General features: G+C 69.7%; 17 protein-coding genes, 2 tRNA genes, 1 pseudogene and 1 riboswitch. Of the genes and pseudogenes, 15 read left to right on the plus strand and 5 right to left on the minus strand.

Annotation, left to right across the window (positions count from 1 at the left end; all coding sequences use genetic code 11):
• Window positions 1-11: 11 nt before the first annotated feature.
• Both Mth01_RS21170 and Mth01_RS21175 read left to right on the plus strand, forming a co-directional pair.
• Window positions 12-84: transfer RNA gene (locus tag Mth01_RS21170), tRNA-Gln, on the plus strand.
• 87 nt (window positions 85-171) lie between these two features.
• Window positions 172-248 (plus strand) — tRNA-Gln (locus Mth01_RS21175).
• A 7-nt stretch (window positions 249-255) separates the two neighbouring features.
• On the opposite strand, the gene Mth01_RS21180 is transcribed toward Mth01_RS21175, so the two are convergent.
• Both Mth01_RS21180 and Mth01_RS21185 read right to left on the minus strand, forming a co-directional pair.
• Complete coding sequence (locus Mth01_RS21180) at window positions 256-879, minus strand: hypothetical protein (protein ID WP_204017657.1); 624 nt, start codon at window positions 877-879, stop codon at window positions 256-258.
• Window positions 869-1,207 (minus strand): DUF3885 domain-containing protein, encoded by a 339-nt coding sequence (locus Mth01_RS21185; protein WP_204017658.1) that lies wholly within the window; start codon window positions 1,205-1,207, stop codon window positions 869-871. The genes Mth01_RS21180 and Mth01_RS21185 overlap by 11 nt, the downstream gene beginning before the upstream one ends.
• A 24-nt stretch (window positions 1,208-1,231) precedes the next feature.
• Here Mth01_RS21185 and Mth01_RS21190 point away from each other — a divergent pair, with 24 nt between their 5' ends.
• The 6 genes from Mth01_RS21190 (at window position 1,232) to Mth01_RS21215 (ending at window position 6,878) form a co-directional block, all read left to right on the plus strand.
• Window positions 1,232-1,618, plus strand: coding sequence for a hypothetical protein (locus tag Mth01_RS21190; RefSeq protein WP_204017659.1), 387 nt, complete (start codon window positions 1,232-1,234; stop codon window positions 1,616-1,618).
• A 162-nt stretch (window positions 1,619-1,780) separates the two neighbouring features.
• Entirely contained in the window at window positions 1,781-2,605 is an 825-nt protein-coding gene (locus tag Mth01_RS21195; RefSeq protein WP_204017660.1) for a helix-turn-helix domain-containing protein, read from the plus strand.
• Between the two features lie 111 nt (window positions 2,606-2,716).
• Entirely contained in the window at window positions 2,717-4,507 is a 1,791-nt protein-coding gene (locus Mth01_RS21200; protein ID WP_204017661.1) for an FAD-dependent oxidoreductase, read from the plus strand.
• Complete coding sequence (locus Mth01_RS21205) at window positions 4,504-5,559, plus strand: maleylacetate reductase (protein ID WP_204017662.1); 1,056 nt, start codon at window positions 4,504-4,506, stop codon at window positions 5,557-5,559. The genes Mth01_RS21200 and Mth01_RS21205 overlap by 4 nt, the downstream gene beginning before the upstream one ends.
• Window positions 5,556-6,443 (plus strand): intradiol ring-cleavage dioxygenase, encoded by an 888-nt coding sequence (locus Mth01_RS21210; RefSeq protein WP_204017663.1) that lies wholly within the window; start codon window positions 5,556-5,558, stop codon window positions 6,441-6,443. Before Mth01_RS21205 ends, Mth01_RS21210 begins: the two co-directional genes overlap by 4 nt.
• A gap of 36 nt (window positions 6,444-6,479) precedes the next feature.
• Window positions 6,480-6,878, plus strand: coding sequence for a hypothetical protein (locus tag Mth01_RS21215; protein ID WP_204017664.1), 399 nt, complete (start codon window positions 6,480-6,482; stop codon window positions 6,876-6,878).
• A gap of 285 nt (window positions 6,879-7,163) precedes the next feature.
• Here Mth01_RS21215 and Mth01_RS21220 read toward each other — a convergent pair whose 3' ends face one another.
• Both Mth01_RS21220 and Mth01_RS21225 read right to left on the minus strand, forming a co-directional pair.
• Window positions 7,164-8,414, minus strand: coding sequence for a hypothetical protein (locus tag Mth01_RS21220; RefSeq protein WP_204017665.1), 1,251 nt, complete (start codon window positions 8,412-8,414; stop codon window positions 7,164-7,166).
• 580 nt (window positions 8,415-8,994) lie between these two features.
• Window positions 8,995-9,408 (minus strand): annotated as a pseudogene (locus Mth01_RS21225) (NUDIX hydrolase); the annotation flags it as partial.
• Here Mth01_RS21225 and Mth01_RS21230 point away from each other — a divergent pair.
• The 5 genes from Mth01_RS21230 to Mth01_RS30170 all read left to right on the plus strand — a co-directional run bounded on the left by Mth01_RS21230 (window position 9,355) and on the right by Mth01_RS30170 (window position 12,533).
• Window positions 9,355-10,137: a hypothetical protein gene (locus Mth01_RS21230; RefSeq protein WP_204017666.1), complete on the plus strand. Its 783-nt coding sequence runs from the start codon at window positions 9,355-9,357 to the stop codon at window positions 10,135-10,137. The pseudogene Mth01_RS21225 and the gene Mth01_RS21230 sit on opposite strands and share 54 nt — an antisense overlap.
• Entirely contained in the window at window positions 10,137-11,027 is an 891-nt protein-coding gene (locus Mth01_RS21235; protein WP_239089873.1) for a 5'-methylthioadenosine/S-adenosylhomocysteine nucleosidase family protein, read from the plus strand. The genes Mth01_RS21230 and Mth01_RS21235 overlap by 1 nt, the downstream gene beginning before the upstream one ends.
• A gap of 39 nt (window positions 11,028-11,066) precedes the next feature.
• Window positions 11,067-11,720, plus strand: coding sequence for a hypothetical protein (locus tag Mth01_RS21240; RefSeq protein WP_204017668.1), 654 nt, complete (start codon window positions 11,067-11,069; stop codon window positions 11,718-11,720).
• Between the two features lie 10 nt (window positions 11,721-11,730).
• Window positions 11,731-11,964: a restriction endonuclease gene (locus Mth01_RS21245; protein WP_204017669.1), complete on the plus strand. Its 234-nt coding sequence runs from the start codon at window positions 11,731-11,733 to the stop codon at window positions 11,962-11,964.
• A 437-nt stretch (window positions 11,965-12,401) separates the two neighbouring features.
• Entirely contained in the window at window positions 12,402-12,533 is a 132-nt protein-coding gene (locus Mth01_RS30170; protein WP_275408994.1) for a hypothetical protein, read from the plus strand.
• A 739-nt stretch (window positions 12,534-13,272) separates the two neighbouring features.
• Here the strand turns inward: Mth01_RS30170 and Mth01_RS21255 are convergent.
• Window positions 13,273-13,722: a DUF3293 domain-containing protein gene (locus Mth01_RS21255; RefSeq protein ID WP_204017670.1), complete on the minus strand. Its 450-nt coding sequence runs from the start codon at window positions 13,720-13,722 to the stop codon at window positions 13,273-13,275.
• A gap of 45 nt (window positions 13,723-13,767) precedes the next feature.
• Window positions 13,768-13,885: riboswitch (SAM riboswitch) on the minus strand.
• On the opposite strand from Mth01_RS21255, the gene Mth01_RS21260 reads away from it, so the two are divergent.
• Together Mth01_RS21260 and Mth01_RS21265 are read left to right on the plus strand one after the other, a co-directional pair.
• On the plus strand, window positions 13,868-14,359 hold the full coding sequence (locus Mth01_RS21260) for a hypothetical protein (protein ID WP_204017671.1): 492 nt from the start codon (window positions 13,868-13,870) through the stop codon (window positions 14,357-14,359). (Overlaps the previous riboswitch by 18 nt.)
• Before the next feature lie 96 nt (window positions 14,360-14,455).
• The gene (locus Mth01_RS21265) at window positions 14,456-18,427 is read left to right on the plus strand and encodes a tetratricopeptide repeat protein (protein ID WP_204017672.1); all 3,972 of its coding nucleotides are present in this window, start codon (window positions 14,456-14,458) and stop codon (window positions 18,425-18,427) included.
• Window positions 18,428-18,608 lie beyond the last annotated feature (181 nt).

Below are 18,608 nucleotides of genomic sequence, written 5' to 3' on the forward strand. Positions count from 1 at the left end.
AGGCTGGCGGTCTTGCCGTAGCTCAGCGGTAGAGCTCCCGGCTCTGGGACCGGGTGGACGCCGGTTCGAGCCCGGCCGGCAAGGTCACCATCCATCGCCAACCGGCACGACCATCATGCCCGCCGTTAACCTGTGGCGCCCGGCAGGCCGTATCGAGCAGACTGGGTCTCGGCCCGCCGTAGCTCAGCGGTAGAGCTCCCGGCTCTGGGACCGGGTGGACGCCGGTTCGAGCCCGGCCGGCGGCGCCACCCACGATCAACGGGGCGCCCCTGCCGAAGCCCAGCGGCAGGAGGACCAAGCGCGCCGTCGACTTGTTGCCGGCCGCCCTGGAAGAGCTTGCAGGAAGCCCACCAGGTCACGGCGGACTGAAAGCAGCAGCTCAGGTAGGAGGGAAACCGGCAGGTCGACGACGTGTTCGGGATCGGATTCGCCGCTGAGTCCGCCGTCCTGGCACACGCGTAGCCGCTCGCCGTCCAGTGCGATCGATGGAGACGGGTCGTGTCCCAGCCACAGGTATTCGCCGCTGGGGACCTGTGCCCACTCCCGCCAGGACTCCAGCCCGCAACAGCATCCCGGGACGACCGTCACACCGGTGCCGAGGTCGCGCATCTCGAGACCGCCGGGAAGGATCAGCCCGTCCCTGCCGAGGAGACCACCGAGCAGCGCGGTCGTGTCCGACCCGGCCAGATCCGGACCATCCCCGGCATCCAGATTCATCTGTGCCAAGGTGGCGACGACCGCGCCGATCTCGGCGGGCGCGAGCCGGTCGGAGATCGCGATCCGGCCTGCACTCTCGGCGACGGGCCAGGCCCGGAAGCCGCCGATCCCGCTGAGCTCGGCCACCGGGAGGAACCGTACCTGCCGGTCGTCAGAACCCATCCGGGCGCCTCGACAGCCAGTCGTGGTGCGCGGCCTTCAGACGGTCGCGTTCTTCGGTGGTTTCCAGAATGCAGTCCGCCCCGCCGTCGTAGGGGTGATACAGCCGGCGCAGCCCCGTGTCGGTGATGAGGACGTCAGCGCATTCGTCGTCGGCCACGGCGCGCAACAGCGGGTCGATCATCCCGGGCTGCCACGGGCGTTCGCTGACGTACAGATGCACGAACCGGCACTCCCCTGGATCGCCGTCCCGCACCGTCGTCCAGAGCTCGGATCCGGGGTTCAGCGTGTGCGGGTCGCGCCCGCCGAAGAATTCGACGGGCTTCCCCATGGGTCCGTAGCCGGCGAACGCGTCGTGGGCTTCACCCGCGCCCAGGTCTCGCTGCCGATGTCATCGGCCACCCCTGACCAACGCGGACACCGCTTCCACGCCGGCCTGTTCGAGCTCCACCTGTTTCACGACCTCGTGCTGCTGCAACGAGCACTCTGGGACGGATCCTCCGCGATCAACCTGTTCGCCATCGAGCCCGGCACCGACCGAAAGCACCGCCTCCTGCGCGCCCTGCGCTCACCATCACCCCCGCCCCTCGCCGACGTGCTCGACGAGGGCGAGTTGCTGATCGACCTCACCATCGGGATGGACATGGGTGTTGGCGTGCCGCCTGGTGCGAGGCGAAACGCCTCTCCCGGCAGATCATCAGGGAAGTACGCGCTAGAGAGATCTGGGCATGATCAAAGGTGATGAGTAGTCACTGGCATTGCCCGAGAAAGGGGACAGACACTGACGAGTCGAACCGGCATCGCGTCTCGGCGCCACTTCACGACGATCGACGTCCCACTCGATCGTCAGGTCCAGTTCTGGGAACGCTACAACGCCGACTCCCTGATCGCTCTGCAGTGTGACGTGCCGACCGAGCAGCCGTTCCGGGCGCTCGAGGTCAACGTCCAGCTCGGCGAGCTCCATCTCGCATTCGTCCGTGGCAGCCGACACGCGATCCATCGCACTGCGGCCGTGGTCGACGACCAGCCGGCCGATGCCATCGCCATCTACGCAGCGCTGCGCGGGGAGGTCGTCCTGGAGCAAGCTGGCCGACGTCACGTCCTCCGCCCGGGTCACCTGCTGGTCTGCGACGCCGACCAGCCGTTCGCGCGTACCTTCGCGCGTGGGCTCGAGGAACTGGCGGTGAAGCTGCCCCGGAGCAACTTCGAGGCCGCCACCGGCCTGTCGTCCGTGCCCGCGCCCGTCGTGCTCGACACCCGCGACAGCAGCAAGGCAATCGCCCGAGCCCTCGTCCGCATCGTCGGACAGGCGGTCAGGCCCAAGGACGCCGTGCCCGCCGACGAGGCGGCGGTGCTGGACCTCGCCTCCGCCCTCGCCGCGGGCGAGCGGGGGCCTCGCTCCTTGGCACATCGCAGCACCGCCAAGGCCTTCATCGAGGAGCATCTCACCGACCCCGGTCTCGGGGCAGTCGAGGTCGCGGCCGCAGCAGGCATCAGCGATCGGACCCTGTCGCGAGTCTTCGCCGAGGCCGGCACCAGCGTGCCGCGCTACATCCTTGCCCGCCGACTCGACCTCGCCTACAGCCTGCTCGCCGGCGGCGACGCTGCACGACTACGCACGGTCGACGTCGCCGCGCGATGTGGGTTCAACTCGAGGGCGTACTTCTCCCAGAGCTTCGAGCGCAGGTTCGGCGTGGCGGCCGGCGAGGTGCGACGCGCACATAGTTGAAGGTTCGCATTTCCGCCATCGCCCTACTCCCGGCGTGACGCCGGTCACCTCCGGCGCCGAGAATCGCCGGAGCGCCCGGCACCTGGGCCGGCGAGAACGGAGTCAAGCGCGATGCCAGTGTTCGATGACGGCCAGGCCGCAACCGCCCTGCCCGAGTCCGGTCAGGGGGTGGAGACCGACGTGCTCGTCGTCGGGTCGGGACCGGCGGGCGCGTCGGCGGCGTTGTTCCTGTCGACGCTTGGCATCCCCAACATCATGATCACCAAGTACCGGTGGACCGCGAACACACCGCGGGCGCACATCACGAACCAGCGGGCGATGGAGATCTTCCGCGACATGGGGATCGAGCAGGAGGTGCTGGACGACGCGACCCCGCACGAGCTGTGCGGCGACACCGTCTTCTGCACCTCGATCGCGGGCGAGGAGATCGGGCGCATCCTCACCTGGGGCACCCACCCAGGGCGGGAGGCGGACTACCAGCTGGCGTCCCCGTGCCTGACCGTCGACATCCCGCAGACCTACCTCGAGCCGATCCTGGTGCGCAACGCGACGATGCGCGGCACACAGAGTCGGTTCTCTACCGAGTACCTGTCGCACACCCAGGACTCCGATGGCGTCGACGTGCGGGTGCTGGACCGGCTGACCGGCCAGAAGTACACCATCCGCGCCAAGTACCTCATCGGCGCTGACGGCGCCCGGTCGAAGGTCGCCGCGGACATCGACCTGCCCTACGAGGGCCAGATGGACATCGCCGGGTCGATGAACATCACCTTCAGGGCCGACATCTCGGCGCTGGTCGACCACCGCCCGTCGGTCCTCTACTGGGTGATCCAGCCCGGCTCGAACGTCGGCGGCATCGGCACCGGCCTCGTGCGGATGGTCCGTCCGTGGAACGAGTGGCTGATCGTCTGGGGATACGACATCAACTCCGAGCCGCCGAAACTCGACGACGAGGCGGCCAAGAAGATCGTCCGCGACCTGCTCGGCATGCCCGAGCTCGAGCCGGAGATCACCGGCTACTCGCTGTGGGGCGTCAACGAGATGTACGCGACACACCTGCAGAAGGGCCGGGTCTTCTGCGTCGGCGACGCCATCCACCGGCACCCGCCGAGCAACGGCCTCGGCTCGAACACCTCGGTGCAGGACTCGTACAACCTCGCCTGGAAGATCGCGGCGGTGCTCCGAGGCCATGCCGACCCGTCGCTGCTGGGGTCCTACTCCGCCGAGCGGGCGCCCGTCGCCAAGCGGATCGTCACCCGCGCCAACAAATCGGCGCGGGAGTTCGGGCAGCTCTTCGAGGCCCTCGGCATCGCCGACCTCGAGGACCCCGCCGACATGGCGGCGGCGATCGAGGAGCGCAAGGCCAACACCCCGGAGGGCATCGCCAAGCGCGCCGCGCTGGTCGAGGCGATGGAGCTGAAGAACTACGAGTTCAACGCCCACGGCGTCGAGCTCGGCCAGTTCTACGAGTCCTCGGCGATCGTCTCCGACGGCACCCACCCGCCGGCCAGCGCGGACCACGACCTCTACTACGTGATGTCGACCAGCCCCGGCGCGCACCTGCCGCACGCCTGGGTCGGCGACAACGTCACGAAGCTGGCGCTGATGGACCTCGCGCCGTACACCCGGTGGACGCTGCTGACCGGCGTCGCCGGCGAGGCGTGGGCGCACGCGGCGGACAAAGTCGGGCACGAGCTCGCCGTGCCGCTGGAGGCGGTCGTGATCGGCCCGGGCCGTGAGGTCACCGACCTCTACTACGACTGGGCGAAGTTGCGCGAGGTCGACGAGAGCGGCGCGATCCTGATCCGCCCAGACAAGCACATCGCCTGGCGGTCGATGTCGATGGTGGAAGATCCCGAGGAGGCGCTACGCTCGGCGCTGACCAGGACCCTGGGTCGATGAGGTTCGTCCATGACACCCTCCCCCAGCGCGTCGTGTTCGCCTCCGGCGGTGCGACGGAGGGCGTCGCGACCGAGGTCGGGCGCCTGGCCGCCGCGCGGGTGATGGTGATCGCCGCGCCGGCCGCGGCGGAGCTCGCCGACCGCGTCACCCGGGGCATCCCCGTTGCGCTGCGCCACGACGAGGTGGTCATGCACGTCCCGCTGGACGTGGCCGAGCGGGCCCGGGAGGCCGCGGCGGCCCACAACGTGGATGCGATCGTGTCGGTCGGAGGCGGCTCGACGACAGGGCTTGCCAAGGCCGTCGCGCTCACCACCGGCCTGCCCGTGGTCGCCGTGCCGACCACGTACGCCGGCAGCGAGGCCACCGACGTGTGGGGACTCACCGAGGGGGCGACCAAGTCGACCGGCAGCGATCGGCGGGTACTGCCGCACTCGGTGGTGTACGACGCCGAGCTCACGCTCGGCCTGCCGAAGAGGATGACCGTCGCCTCGGGGCTCAACGCGCTGGCGCACTGCGTCGACTCGCTGTGGGCCCCGAAGGCGGACCCGATCAATGCAGCCCTGGCGACTGAGGGGGCACGAGCACTCGCCGACGGGCTGCGACGAGTGGACGCCGACCCCACCGACCTGGCCGGGCGCGAGCACACCCTCTACGGTGCCTACCTCGCCGCCGTCGCGTTCGCCTCGGCTGGCTCCGGTCTGCACCATAAGATCTGCCACGTGCTCGGCGGGCGCTACAACCTGCCGCACGCGCAGACCCACGCCGTGGTGCTGCCCTACGTGCTCGCCCTCAACGCGCCGAACGCCCCCGAGGCCGAGGCCAGGCTGGCCCGGGCCTTCGGCTCCGCGACCGCGCTGGAGGGCCTGCAGTCGCTCCGGGCGGCGCTCGACGCCCCCCGCGCCCTGCGCGACCACGGCCTCGCCGAGGCAGATCTGCCGGACGCGGTGACCGCCGTCCTCCCCGTCGTCCCCCCGAGCAACCCCACCCCCGCCACCGCAGACAACCTCGGTGCGCTGCTGCGCGCCGCCTGGGAAGGAGCCGACCCGTCATGAGCACCGACATCTCGCCCGAGCAGGCCGCCCGCGAGCAGGGCCTCGTCGACCGGGTGCTGCAGTCCTTCGACCACTGCCCCGACGCGCGCCTCAAGGAAGTCATGCAGGCGCTGGTGCGACACCTGCACGACTTCCTGCGCGAGGTGCGGCTGACCGAGGCGGAATGGGCGAAGGCCATCGAGTTCCTCACCCAGGCCGGCCACATCACCGACGACAAGCGGCAGGAGTTCATCCTGCTGTCCGACGTGCTCGGCGCCTCGATGCAGACCATCGCCATCAACAACGAAGCCTACGGCGACGCGACGGAGGCGACGGTCTTCGGGCCGTTCTTCGTCGAGGGTTCACCGGAGGTGCCGATCGGCGGCGACATCTCGTCCGGCGCGATCGGCCAGCCGTGCTGGATCGAGGGCACGGTGCACGACACCGACGGCAACCCGGTCCCCGATGCGCGGATCGAGGTATGGGAAGCGGACGAGGACGGTTTCTACGACGTGCAGTACGCCGATGGCCGCACCGCCGCGCGGGCACACCTGTTCACCGACGACTCGGGAAGCTTCGCCTTCTGGGGCATCACGCCGACGCCGTACCCGATCCCGCACGACGGCCCTGTGGGGCGGATGCTCGAGGCGGTGGGCCGCTCGCCGATGCGGGCTTCGCACCTGCACTTCCTGGTCACGGCGCCCGATCTGCGGACACTGGTGACGCACATCTTCGTGCGCGGTGACGAGCTGCTCGACTCCGACACCGTTTTCGGCGTGAAGGACTCCCTCGTCAAGGACTTCCACACCCATCAGCCCGGCACGCCCACGCCGGACGGGCGCGCGCTGGACGGCACGTGGTCACGCGCCCGGTTCGACATCGTGCTCGCACCCATACGCACCTGAGAACCGTCCTCCCCGCGACCGGGGAGTGGCACACCAATGTTCGATCGGATGGACATGCCGAACCCCACTCACCTGTACGACCTGCTCGAGTCCCGCTGGGAGAACGTCGCCGACGGCTTCGCCGCCGTCTGGGCCGAAGGACTGACGGTCGAGGAGACCGCCCGGCGGCTCGGCGCCGACCTGGGCAGCGCGACGGCGCTCACGCTGGAGGACATCGGACTCGGCTTCGAGGGTGATGAGATGCCCGGCGACGAGGACGGGATCATCCTCGTCGGCCCCTGGGACGCCTGGACCCTGGCGGTGCAGATCCAGTGGATGGACGTCACAGAAGAACCCCGGTTGTCGGAGCTCTCGCGCGACGGCGGCCGGGCCATCGCGATCGGCTGGCACGGTGATGGGCGGCGGCCCCCGCTGGGCCACGCCAACCTCAACTGACTGGGCCGCAACGCGATCGCTTCCTCGTCCCCCGGGCAAGGGCCTGCGGCCGCTCGGCACGGCGGTGCTACCCGAGGCCAGCACCGTCAGTGCCACTGTCGTGGACGAGGACGGCGTCTGAAGCGCGAACCATTCGGATCCCGGTGACGTGAAGTGGCCACCGGTGACGTCGGCGGTCAGTGATCTGCTGTCGCTCGTTCTACGGCTGAGAACGGCTGCCAAGCTCACCGGTGCGCTGGAACTGGTTCTCGTCAGCTGAGCAGCCTCCGACCTGGCCGCACGCCCTCACCTCTCCCGGCTCCTGTAGGTGGCCCGCAGCTCGATCAGCTTCTCCCTGGCCACCTCGTCCAAGGCGTGGCGCAGATCCTGGTCCTCCTCCCAGGTGGCCTCCGCGCACAAGACCCTGGCCGCCTCGTGCGGCTCGGCGTCGCGCACCACGTACCAGACGGTGTCGCCACAGCCGTGCCTGTCGTGGTCGCGGCGCAGGACAGTCACGATGCCGGAGACGAGGATTTGCCTTGTCCATGGGTTCCTGGCCAGAATCTGCCGATCTACCGTCAGCCCCTCGTCCATGAGCTCTCCGCCGAGCATGTCGTCCTCCCACCGCCACACGCGGCGGCTGACACCCGCCGGCACATAGAGGGCGCCGCGGCCTTCGACGGGCACCGAGAACGTATGCGTGCCGCCGCGGCACAGCTCCTTGGCGATGCGCTCGCCGTCGGCGTACTCGCGCAGCCGATCCTCGCCCAGGTCGCGCCCGGACAACGAGCCCCACCGCGCCTGCTCGGCGTAGTAGCGGTCGATCAGCGGATCCTTGAACCGCCCCGCACGCATCCGCGGCGTGGTGCAGCAGGCAGGGGTGAGGTCCACCCCGTCCTCGATGTCGACCCCGGCCGCGCGTAGCAACTCGTGAACGGTGACGCCCCTGTCCTCCGCTTTGCGGCGCAACCTACGCAGCCAGCCGTCGAAGGTGTCCAGGTCCGGGTCCGCGCGCAGCGACGCCCAGTCCGCCACCGCCGAGACCGGCACCGGCACCTCCCGCCGCGCCGGAGGTTGCACGAGCTGCTCAGGCTCGAGGTCGATCGAGTAGTACAGCACTCCGCGCGCGATGTAGGAGAACGGCGCCGCGTGCGTGATCGGGTCGAAGACATCCCGGATCGGCCAGAACCTCAGCAGCCACGCCTCCGCGCACTCACCTGTGGCATGCCCGTCGCTCGGCTCGGGTTCACGCAGGTACATGTCCACGCCGTACTCGAAACGCGGCGGCCCGATCAGGAAGTCATGCCCCCTGCCGTCCATCATCGTCACGATTGCGACCACACCACTCTCCGCGACGAACGTCCCAGAACTGACCGGCGTCCACGAGGCGTCCGCGGCCCCCGGCTCGGCGTCCCAGGACTCCAGGCGCACGGCCGCGACGAAGTGGTAGAGCTCGTCGGTGGGAGAGTCCCACTCCGGCAGGTCGGTGCCGTCCAGCCCGAACGTGTTGTACTCGACGTAAACCTCGTCGTCGAGCCTCCGCAGCAACTGTGCCATGTCAACGCCTTCGCCTTGTTGATGATCACCCTGGCTAGGCGGAGTATGACCCACCGCACTGACAATCCGAGGCGACGTGCACATACGCCGCGCTGGCATCCACGTCGTCCACGTAGGACAACGCGGCGGGCATGTCCCAGAAGACGTCCTGATCGAAGTCAATGGTGTGCCGTTTACGAGATCGGCGATCGGTCCGGGGCTGGGGGCGGTGGATCGCCAAGCGTTAGGGGACCTGGTCACTGCCGTGGATCCGTCGTCGATAGTGGGGCGGCGACCCGTTGGGTGACTTTGGCGGTGGCCTACCCGTAAACCTTGAGAGGAGAAACGAGGTGAACGCCGATACAGCGAACCTGCTCTTCGATGTCGTCGAACGGCTGGAGAGGAGCATCGTCGCTCGCGACTGCCCCGCGATGGTCATGCTGGAAGGTCACCCACGAGCCACGGCCCCGGCGTTGTTGTGGTTTGTCCGGTTTAGTGATCGTTGGTCAGATGTCGTAGACGGGACCCGCCCGCGCCCTCCTGTCGATGCGGAGGTCACTGTCGCCGTCCACGCCACGACCGAATCGGAGCCGATACTGCGTCAGGGGAAGGAGACTTCTCCGGAACGCAGCAATGGCGGGATCAGAAGGGACGCCGAGCCACGACGGTAGAGCGCTGCTGGACGCCCGATATCCGGTATGCGCCGCTCGCCCGTGGGTTGGAGAAAGCCTTCCGTCCGGGTTACCTTCCTGCGGAAGTTGCTGGGATCAAGTTTGAAGCCCCACACGGCTTCGTAGATGCGGCGCAGGTCGCCAACGGTGAACGGCTCGGGGCAGAAGGCCGCGGCCACCGTTGTGTGCTCCAGTTGCGTTCTGGCTCTTTCCAGTCCGTCACGCAGGATCGCGGCGTGGTCGAAAGCCAGCGGCGTGCCGCCGTCGAGAGCTGTTGAGACGGGTGACCATTGTGCTGCCGTTGCGTCCGTGCCCGCGACGGGGAGCGGCAGGTCGGGGCCGAGGTACGGCCGTGCCCTGATTGGCTACGCGAACGTCCGGACCAGCACCATATCAACAAGGTCATCGACGACCCCTACGGGGATGTTCACCACTTCCTCGAAATCGGTGCCAGCGCCACCGGTGAACTGGTCACGACGGTCTTCCTCCGGGTGACTGTCAAGGGCCGGGCGCTCAGCCTCGATTTCGCCGCGTGCGCCCTGACCCGCACCCCCACCGAATACCACCGTCTCGACGGATACGGCGAGATCGGTGCGGGTGCCGTGGTCCGCTCCACCGTGCGCAGGCTCTTCGACCTCCCCGGTGAAGTCGCCGGAATCTGGCACCTTGCCGAGGCCCCTGTGTTGCTGGCCAATGTCGTACGCGCGCGTAAGAACCGCATGTTCAAACCCCGGCGCGGCATGGCGATCGGGGCCCGCCTGAGCATCCGGGAACTCCAGTCGACCCCGTGGAAGTACGCCCAACTGGACAAGGTGATCATCCACGATCACGTGAAACTCATCGAGCAACGCCTACTCACGGCGGTCGAAGACTTCCTCGGTGGGCACGGGATCGACACCTCGGCGTTCCAGAAGAAAGCACTGAGCATCATCAACACCGGCGTGCTCAACATGGGCGGCAGGACCGAGATCAACCAATCGGCCGTCGGTACCAACTCCCAGGTCCGCGCGGACGCCCGCGACGAACCCGGCGGAGGCTCCCAACCACACCCGACCAGCGATGGAGGTCAATGATGCGCGACAACAGCGGCGTCGTGAACTACGGAGGAACCACCCAGATCAGCCAGTCCGCCATCGGCCACGGGGCGCGGGTCACCCTGTCTGCAGACCATGACAAGGGCGCGGGACAGCCCAGACGCGCCGACGTGGGCGTGATCACCGTCAAGGGAAACGAGGCTCACGCCGTCCACAAGGTGCTGGGCCTGCATCGGGTCCCGACAGGCGGGCTTCCCTTCTGGGAAGGAGAAGTGAATGCGCGAGACAACCTCGTCCGCGTCGCCGCGATCCGCGCCTTGGCCCAGGGACAGCGGTCGACCGTCGTGGCCTTCGACCACCTCCGGCGGCACTACAACCCCGCGGTCGTCGCACTGCCCGGAATCGCGGGCGGCATCGACCCCGAGCTCCCGATCGGGGACGTCGTGGTCACTACCCAGGTCGTCTACTACGACCTGCGTAAGGAGACCCCGGATGGGCGACGGCGCAGAGGAGAGGAGAAGGACGCACCCGCCGCCATCGGCCACGCCGTGAACTCGTTCTTCACCGACTACGGCGAGCCCGCCCGGCTCGTGAGCACCGACGACGACGGCGCCACCCATGACTACCGAGTGCATACCGGACCGATCGGCTCGGGGGACGCGGTGATCGCCGACGCCGAGTCCGAGATCGTCAAATACCTGAAAGCGTACAACGACAAGATCCTCGCGGTGGACATGGAGGCCGGCGGCCTCATGCAGGCATTCCACGAGCAGGACGGGCCCGCTGCCGTCAACGGCTGGATCGTCGTCCGCGGCATCTCCGACGACGCCAGCCAGCGGAAGGATGACAGCAAGCAAGATCTCGCCGCATACCGTGCGGCGATGGTCCTGCGCAGCCTGCTCCCCTATCTGTCAATCGACGGTGGCTGACACCCGCCTCCCTCCCAGCCCGTGATCAAGGAGACGAACGTGGATGCGTTCATGCTCGGCGTGGTCAGCTCTCTTCTCGCGACCGCGATCACCGTCGTCGGGGGATGGCTCTTGTCCGTACGTTCCCGCCAGTGGCCGGTCACGCTCCTGTCCCGGCTGACGGGCCTGGGAGTCCGCCGCGTCTTCCCCCGCCAGCGGCAGGCTTCCCAGGAGCTGGCGGCCGAGTTGGCCCGTGCCCGCTGGGTACACGTCCTCGCCGGACGCGGGAACGAGTTGACACGAGACGGATTCGCCACCCTTTGGCAGACGGCGGGCAGTCGCCTCGAAAGCGTCCAGGTCCTCTTGCCCGACCCCGACCTCGGCCCCGACTCCTGGCTCTCCCACAGGGAAGCCGAAATGCGCCGCGTGGACCTGGGCTTTGCTCCCGGCATGCTCGCCGAGCAAGTACGCATCAACGCCGCCTACGTCACCGAAGTCGCCAGACACCGCGACCACGTCACCCTGCGCTTCTACGACCTACCCAACCTGCACCGCGTCATCGTCACCGACAACGCCGCGTTCCTCACCATGTACCGTCAGTCCGAACACGGCCGAGACTCCCCATGCATTCTCGCCCACCGGCCCAGCCTGATGTACGACTACGCGCTCCTCCTCTTCACGACTGCCTGGGAGCACAGCCGCCCAGCACCATGAACATCCCCAAGTGAGCGGCGACGGAGGCGTCGACATCATCGCCGTCGCAGCCACCGGAGAGCGGTTCGTCGTCCAGTGCAAGAGGTGGGCGAAATCGGTCGGCTCCCCCGAGATACGCGATCTTCTCGGCGCCCTGCACGCCTACCCCGGCCACCGTGGCGTCCTGGTCACCACGGCGGGCTTCACCGGCCCAGCCAGACAGGCCACCGCGGGCACCGAATTGATCTTGATCGATCGTACGTAACTCGCCGCGTGGCTGGCGGGCTCCTTCGTCCTCACGGTGCCCTTCCGCGTACGCCACGGTTCTCAGTCCTCACCTAGTCCCGGCGATATCACCAGCCCACAGTGACCTCACCCTCGGCGGAGCGTTCGACCAGCAGTCCTCAACCGTGCCCCTGGATTGCCTCTCTGTGCGGGAGCGTGGCATGGAGTTCCAGGTTCTCGGCTCGTTCACCCGCGCCTTCACAACTCCAGCAAACACAATGCGCGCATGGTCGACTTCAAACAGTAATATTACGTGTCCTGAGCTACTCCAGCTCTGCGCCCCCTGCGTGAACCCTCGTACGCCCCGTGGAAGATGTTGAGGCCCCGTTGAACCACCCCTGGATCATCTACCTGCGAGCCTGCCTGTCCGTTCGGGTCCACCGCGCCCGGACGGCCCCGACACGTGGAGCCTCAGCCGTGGAATGGGTGATCATCACGGCCATCATCGCCGGGGTCGCACTGGGCCTGGCCACTCTGATCAAAACCGTGGTGGAACAGAAGCAAGGCGACATTCAAGCCAACCTGAGCGGCGGCAGCACGGGGCCATGACCCGATCGCCGGCCGCCGTCGGCGTCCTCCTTGTCCTGGACGGTCATCTGGTGCTCGTAGGCAACCCCACTCGGCGGTGGTCGTGGACATGCGAACTCCTTTCGAAAAGGCGGTACGGGACAAAGAGAGGCAGGCAGTGCCGTACAGGTCGGCACGGCACCGGCGGCAGGAGCATCGAGCCGTACGGGCGGCCCGGTGTCATCGGGTCGTAGGCGATCCTGCCGGTCAGACTGATGTGGATGTCGAGCACGGGTCCCCTCCCCTTCACTGTGGCACTGCCGCCACACGGGTTTCCTGCGTCCTTGACCTGAAGGGCAGCCGCCTACGGTGACCCCGGCCGGGACGCCGAGACCATGGCGAAGGCCGAGTTCAGGAGGACCGTACGACCTCCCAGCATCAGGTGCCGGCAGCACCTGCCCGCCGTGCCGTCCGGCTCGCAGAAGGGTGCGCTTCAGCGATCTGGAAGCGGCGGTCGATCGCACCGCCGGGGACGGCCCAGTGTCGTCGTCGGACCGGCGGATCATCAGCAGGTCTCCGGAGTCGTTGGTGACGATGACGTTGAAGGACGGTGCTCCGGGTCCGCCCTCTGCACGCGGTAGAAGGCGACGCCGCACCCGTCTCGCAGGACCTCGTCGTACCGGAGGGCGGTCGCACGGGAACACTGTGCGGCCGCATCCCGCAGCTCCTCCCAGGAGGCATCCGAGATTTCCATGGAGCACCTTTCCGAGGAAAACGCAGGTCAGGCCGCGGCCGAGTGCGTACGAGCGACCCAGCCGAACGTGGCCGTACGGGTGTCCCGGCAGGACAGCAGGCGCCAGGCGCCGGGGGTCCAGGCGAAAACGGCGTCCTGGCCGTAGCGGTGGCCGAGTGCGCGGGCCGCACGGTCGTCCAGACCGGCGACGGCCACGCTGTCCTCGACATGCCCCGCGGCGAAATCCCCTCCGGCGGCGGGCCACCACCGCAGACCGAGGGCGTCGATCTCGGCGACCAGCGCCGCCTGGGCGCGGGCGTTGACGTCCCGGGCAGCCGTACGGCCACCCGGGTTGAACGCGGTGATCACGTGGACCGCCGCAGCCGGCGGCAGGACGCCGGCGCACGTCCCCGGCGCGGCCGGCGTCAGTTCCACAACGGCGGCGTCCAGCTGGAAGCGGACGACCGCCGTGCAATAGAGGTCCCAGGACGAGGTCATGAGGGGTCCTTGATGTTCCGGGACCCCCTTACCCGAGGGCAGGGAGATCCGCGCTTGCCCCTGCCGGGCCGGCAGCGGCCAGGTCTTCCCTGGAGGGCACCTTGCGCGGTGAGGCGAGGTTGCCAGCCGACTCTGATCCAGGGGCGTGGTCGGCTTCGTGACCCGGGCCAGATGCTGGCACAGCCGTCCGGTTTCTGTCCAGGTGTTGCAGTCGGTGGTCGTGGTGGGAGCCGAGGAGCGCCTCGTCCTGGAGGTCGCCCGCCGCTTCGGCCAGCCGGCCGTCCTGCGCTGGACGGCGGGGCTGTTGACCCCGATCGGCACCCACACCCGGGAACCTCTCGCCGACGGCGACGCGGTCGTCGTCACCCGGCTGCCGCAGCGGCCCTGTGTGATGACCGGCGAGGTCCGGGACGAGGTCTGCCGCAACCCGGGAGGGCCGTGGATCAGCAGGTCGAGGGTTGTCGGCACGGACTGGAACGACCGGCGCACCTGCCTCTACACGGCTCTCGGCTGCGACACCTGCCAGGGGGCCCGGGCCGGTGGAATCGCCGGCGCGGCCGCCCGCGTCGTATCCATCCGGCCCAGCGTTCCCAGCCGGTACGGCCTCGCACGGCGGGCGACCGTCACTGGACCGTAACAAAAAGACTGTGGATTTAATTCACATAAGCCGCATAAGGTGTGATCTCTACCTCTTACACCTTAGTTGTCCGGCTTCCTCCCGAAAGACCAATAGATGGAACTCCTCGACGCCTGCGCCAAGCTCGGCGCTCTCGCTCCTCACCTGCTCGACGCCGAGGTTCGCCGGTCGATCGAGACGCTGGCGGCCCGCGCCCCCGGCGTCGAGCCGATCCCCGACAGCGACGACGCCGAGGAGCTTCTGTATGCGGTGACCGACGAGGTGATCCGCATCGGCCATGAGATCGGGCAGATGGGCTGCGCGGACGACCACATCCTGGCCCGCCGGATCGTCGCCGACCTGCTCCGGCCGCTCCGCGAGCGGAACCTCCTGGACTTCGCCAATGCGCTCGGCATGCTCTCCTCGCTCCTTGCCGGGCGGGGACGCCACGCGGAGGCCGTGGACGCTCTCGAGGAGTGCGCACATGTGCTCCGGCCCCACCTGGTGCTCGGCGTGCGCCACCGCGGCATGTACGCCCACGCTGTGCGGGATCGGGGCACCTCGCTTGTCGAACTGGGGCGGGTGGAGGAGGCGGTGGCCGCCAACCGTGAGGCGCTGCGCCACTACGAGCGCTGCGTGGCCGACGACTCCAGCTATGCGCTGAACCTCGCGCTGACCTGTCAAACACAGTCCGGGCTCCTCCTCGAACAGGGAGAGCACGCCGAAGTGCTGGAGATCGCCGAGCTGGGCGTGTCCTGGGCTCGGGTGGTCGCCGCCACCGGCGACGACTGCCGGTTCAATCTCGCGATGATGCTGCGCTACCGGGCGAGCGCGCTGCTCCGGCTCGACCGGCTGGAGGAGGCGGTGGAGAACGGACTGAAGGCAGCGGCCGTCCTGCGAGAGATCGCCGGGCATCCGGTGAACGACATCCAGCTCGCGCTCATGCTGCACCTGATCTCTGACCCGCTGTCCGCGCTCGACCGGGACGACGAGGCGCTGGCCGTCGCGGCGGAGGCCGTTGAACTCGTCGAGAGGCTCGACCCCGAGCCCGCCCTGCGCGCACTCATGCTCTGGACGTACGGCAGGCGGCTGCTGGAGCACGGCCGCCTCATGGAGGCGAAGGACGTCTACCTCGCCGCCGTTCCCGGGAGCGAGGACTTCCGCGAGGGGCTCGCGCCGGAGCTGTACCGGCTGGCGGAGATCCTCGCCGGAGAGGGCCTGCTCGGCGAGGCGTCCTCCGTCCTGACGGTGACCGCGCGCCAGTACAAACTGCTGGCCGCCGCGGACGCCGGCTGGGCCGCACCGTACGCGGGGCTGCTCGGCCGCCTCGCGGAGCTGGAGTTCCACCGCGGGCACCACGAGGCGGCGCTGCGCCTCGCGGAGCGGGCGGTGGCCGCGGCGCGGAACTCCGGGGACCGCGAAACCATCGCACGGGCCATGGGCCACCTCGGCAGCAGCCTCGCGGGCGCCAGACGCCATGAGGATGCCGAGCGGGCGGCCCGCGACGCGCTGGAACTGTGGCAGGGGCTCTACGAGGAGAACCCGGACGCCTACCTGCCCACCCTCGCGGGCGCCTGGAACAACCTCGCCAACAAGCTCCGACCGCTGGGGCGGCGCGAGGATGCCGTGGTGGCCGCGCGGAAGGCCGTCGCCCTGTACGAGCAGGGCGACGAGCCGCAGCACCTGGCCAATGCGCTCAACAGCCTGGGCGCGCACCTCGCGTCGCTCGTGCTGCCCGAGCAGGCACGCGACGCCGCCGCGCAGGCCGTGACCATCTACGATCGGCTGGTCCCAGGCGAGCGCAGGCATCTGCGTGACCTGGCCGTCGCGCTGGACAACCTGTCCGGCTACCACGCGGTGCTCGGCGAACTCGACGAGGCCTGGGCCGCGGCCGATCGCGCGCTGACCATCCGCCACCAGTTGTGGCTCCTGGACCCGGAGGCCGTCGAGCCCTACCTGCTGGCATCGGCACGGCAGGCCTCCGACCACGCCTCGCAGACCGGACGCTTCGAGGAGGCGGCGTACGCGAACGCGATCAGAGTCGAGGTGTTCGAGATTCGCGAGGAGGCGGGCGTCGAGCTGGCGGAGGCACTCGCCGACCTGGCCAGTTCGCTGACCGGCACCCCTCGCCTGCGGGAGGCCGCGGAGGCGGCCGAGCGCGCGGAATCCCTCGCCGCCGTGATGCCCGAGGTGCCGGGGCTGCACGCCTTCTGCGTGGACCGGCTCGCCTGGTGCCGCGCGCAGCTCGGCCGTCCCGACGAGGCCGTACGGCTGGCCCGCCGTGGCGTAGCTCTGCTCGAACCGACCACCGGAGACGACCGCGACCCCCACTTCCCCGAGCTGGGCGTGCTGCTGTGCGACCTCACCGGCTACCTGCTCGCCTGCGAGCGGCCCGTCGAGGCGCTCGACGCCGCCACGCGGGCAGTCGCCGTACGCGAACGCCTGCACGCGCGCGACCCCAAGCGGTTCGGGGGCGACCTGGCCGAGGCGTTGCGGCGGCTCGGCGACGCGCTGGCCGCACTCGGACGCGGGCAGGCCGCGGCAGAGGCCCGGCTGCGTGCCGCCGACCTGACCGGACCCGTACGCGACGGCGCCCCCGCCGGGGAGACGTACGAGGGATGCACGGCGGCCGACCTGGCCAGGGAGTACGACCGGCTGGAGGGCACGGCGGAGCACCGGCCCAAGATCTCCGCGGCGCTGCACGCGCTCGCCGAGACCACCGCGGGCCTGGCCATCGTCCCCGCCGACGGACCGGACTGGCTGGCGCTCTCGCTCAGCGACCTCGCCGGCGGGCTGTGCCTGCGGGGCCGGCCCGAGGACGAGGCCGAGGCGCTGCGGGTCGTCGTGGCGCTGCGGGAGGCCACGGAGCCCATGACCGAGGAGGCCGCCGGGGAGCTCGCGCTCGGCGTGGGCAGGCTCGGCTCGGCACTCAACCGCGCCGGCCGGTCCGCCGAGGCGGCGCCCGCGAGCCTGCGCGCGGCGACGATGCTGGAGGGCCTCGTCGCAGCGGGGCATCCCGGGCTCCGTTACTTCCTGGCGCAGGCGTACGAGGACGCCGGGCACGCGCTGTCCCGCCTGGGCGAGCCGGAGGACGCGGCCGCGCGCATGTGCCAGGCGGTCGAGACGTACGACGATCTCGCGGCGGACGATCCCGGTTGCCGGGACCTCCTGGCCCGCGCCTCGGGGGCTCTCGGCGACCTGCTCACCGGCCTCGGCGACCTGTCCGGCGCGGCCGGGGCGTACGAGCGGGCCGTGGGCCTCTACCGCGCGCTCCTCGCCGAGGGGCGCACCGCCGTACGCGCGGACCTCCGCAGGGCCTTGATCTCGGCGGCGATGACCTGCGACCGGGCCGGGGACACGGCCGGATCGCTGACGTTCATCCGGGAGGCGATCGGGCTTCTCGAACAGGCCGTCCTGGTCGACGCGGACGCCAGGCCCACTCTCGCCGATCTTCTCGAGGCCGCCGCCGACGGGCTCGCCGAGGTCGGCGATGACGAGAACGCGGCCGGCGTGGCCCTGCACGCCGCCGACGTCGCGCGGCGTCTGCCGGAGGAGGATGGCGGGGCGGTGCGGACCGGGCGGTGCCTGCTGCTGGCCGGTCTGGCCACGTGCCGCCTCGGCGAGATCGGGGAAGGGCTCGGCCTGCTCCGCCGGGCGGTGTCGCTCCTCGACGCCGCCGACGGCACGGACGCCATGCCGGACCTCGGCCAGGCCCTGCACACGATGGCCGTGATGTCCTCCGGCGACGAGGCGTACGACGCCGCCGAGCGGGCCATCGCCTGCTACCGGCGACTCGACCGGGAGACGCCGGGGACGTGGCGGCGCGCTCTCGTGCTGACCCTGGCCCTACTCGCGCGCCGCGCAGCGGAGACGGAGCGCTGGCGGGTCGTCGCGGACGCCGCGGAGGAGGCGATCCCCGACCTGCTGGAGAACGCGCCCGACGACGAGCGCGCCCGCGAGGTGCTGCCGGAGCTCCTCGGCGACTACCGCACGGTGATCATCCGCCTGAACATCCCGGACACGCGTCTGGCGTACGCGGAGGCGGCGCTGCGCCGCCTCACCGAGACACCGGTCACGACCGCGGGCTGACGGGACGGCGCTTCGGCTCGGCACGCAGGATAAGAATGACGGGGCTCGTCTTGCTCGCCGTATCTCGGGCCCTCCTGCGTGAGAACTGCCGCAGGTGCTGAGCCCGCCACTGTCGGGCTGCGCCCTCGACCCATTCGAGGCGATCGGAGGGCACCGAGCCGAAGAGAGCAGTCTCGCTTCT

The organism is Sphaerimonospora thailandensis (assembly GCF_016863115.1).
Taxonomy (GTDB): domain Bacteria; phylum Actinomycetota; class Actinomycetes; order Streptosporangiales; family Streptosporangiaceae; genus Sphaerimonospora; species Sphaerimonospora cavernae.

Excerpts from the sequence above, each read along its gene's own strand:
- Mth01_RS21180 (WP_204017657.1), bottom strand. The coding sequence starts at position 879 with ATGGGTTCTGACGACCGGCAGGTACGGTTCCTCCCGGTGGCCGAGCTC.
- Mth01_RS21185 (WP_204017658.1), bottom strand. The coding sequence starts at position 1,207 with ATGGGGAAGCCCGTCGAATTCTTCGGCGGGCGCGACCCGCACACGCTG.
- Mth01_RS21200 (WP_204017661.1), top strand. The coding sequence starts at position 2,717 with ATGCCAGTGTTCGATGACGGCCAGGCCGCAACCGCCCTGCCCGAGTCC.
- Mth01_RS21205 (WP_204017662.1), top strand. The coding sequence starts at position 4,504 with ATGAGGTTCGTCCATGACACCCTCCCCCAGCGCGTCGTGTTCGCCTCC.
- Mth01_RS21210 (WP_204017663.1), top strand. The coding sequence starts at position 5,556 with ATGAGCACCGACATCTCGCCCGAGCAGGCCGCCCGCGAGCAGGGCCTC.
- Mth01_RS21215 (WP_204017664.1), top strand. The coding sequence starts at position 6,480 with ATGTTCGATCGGATGGACATGCCGAACCCCACTCACCTGTACGACCTG.
- Mth01_RS21220 (WP_204017665.1), bottom strand. The coding sequence starts at position 8,414 with ATGGCACAGTTGCTGCGGAGGCTCGACGACGAGGTTTACGTCGAGTAC.
- Mth01_RS21235 (WP_239089873.1), top strand. The coding sequence starts at position 10,137 with ATGCGCGACAACAGCGGCGTCGTGAACTACGGAGGAACCACCCAGATC.
- Mth01_RS21255 (WP_204017670.1), bottom strand. The coding sequence starts at position 13,722 with ATGACCTCGTCCTGGGACCTCTATTGCACGGCGGTCGTCCGCTTCCAG.
- Mth01_RS21265 (WP_204017672.1), top strand. The coding sequence starts at position 14,456 with ATGGAACTCCTCGACGCCTGCGCCAAGCTCGGCGCTCTCGCTCCTCAC.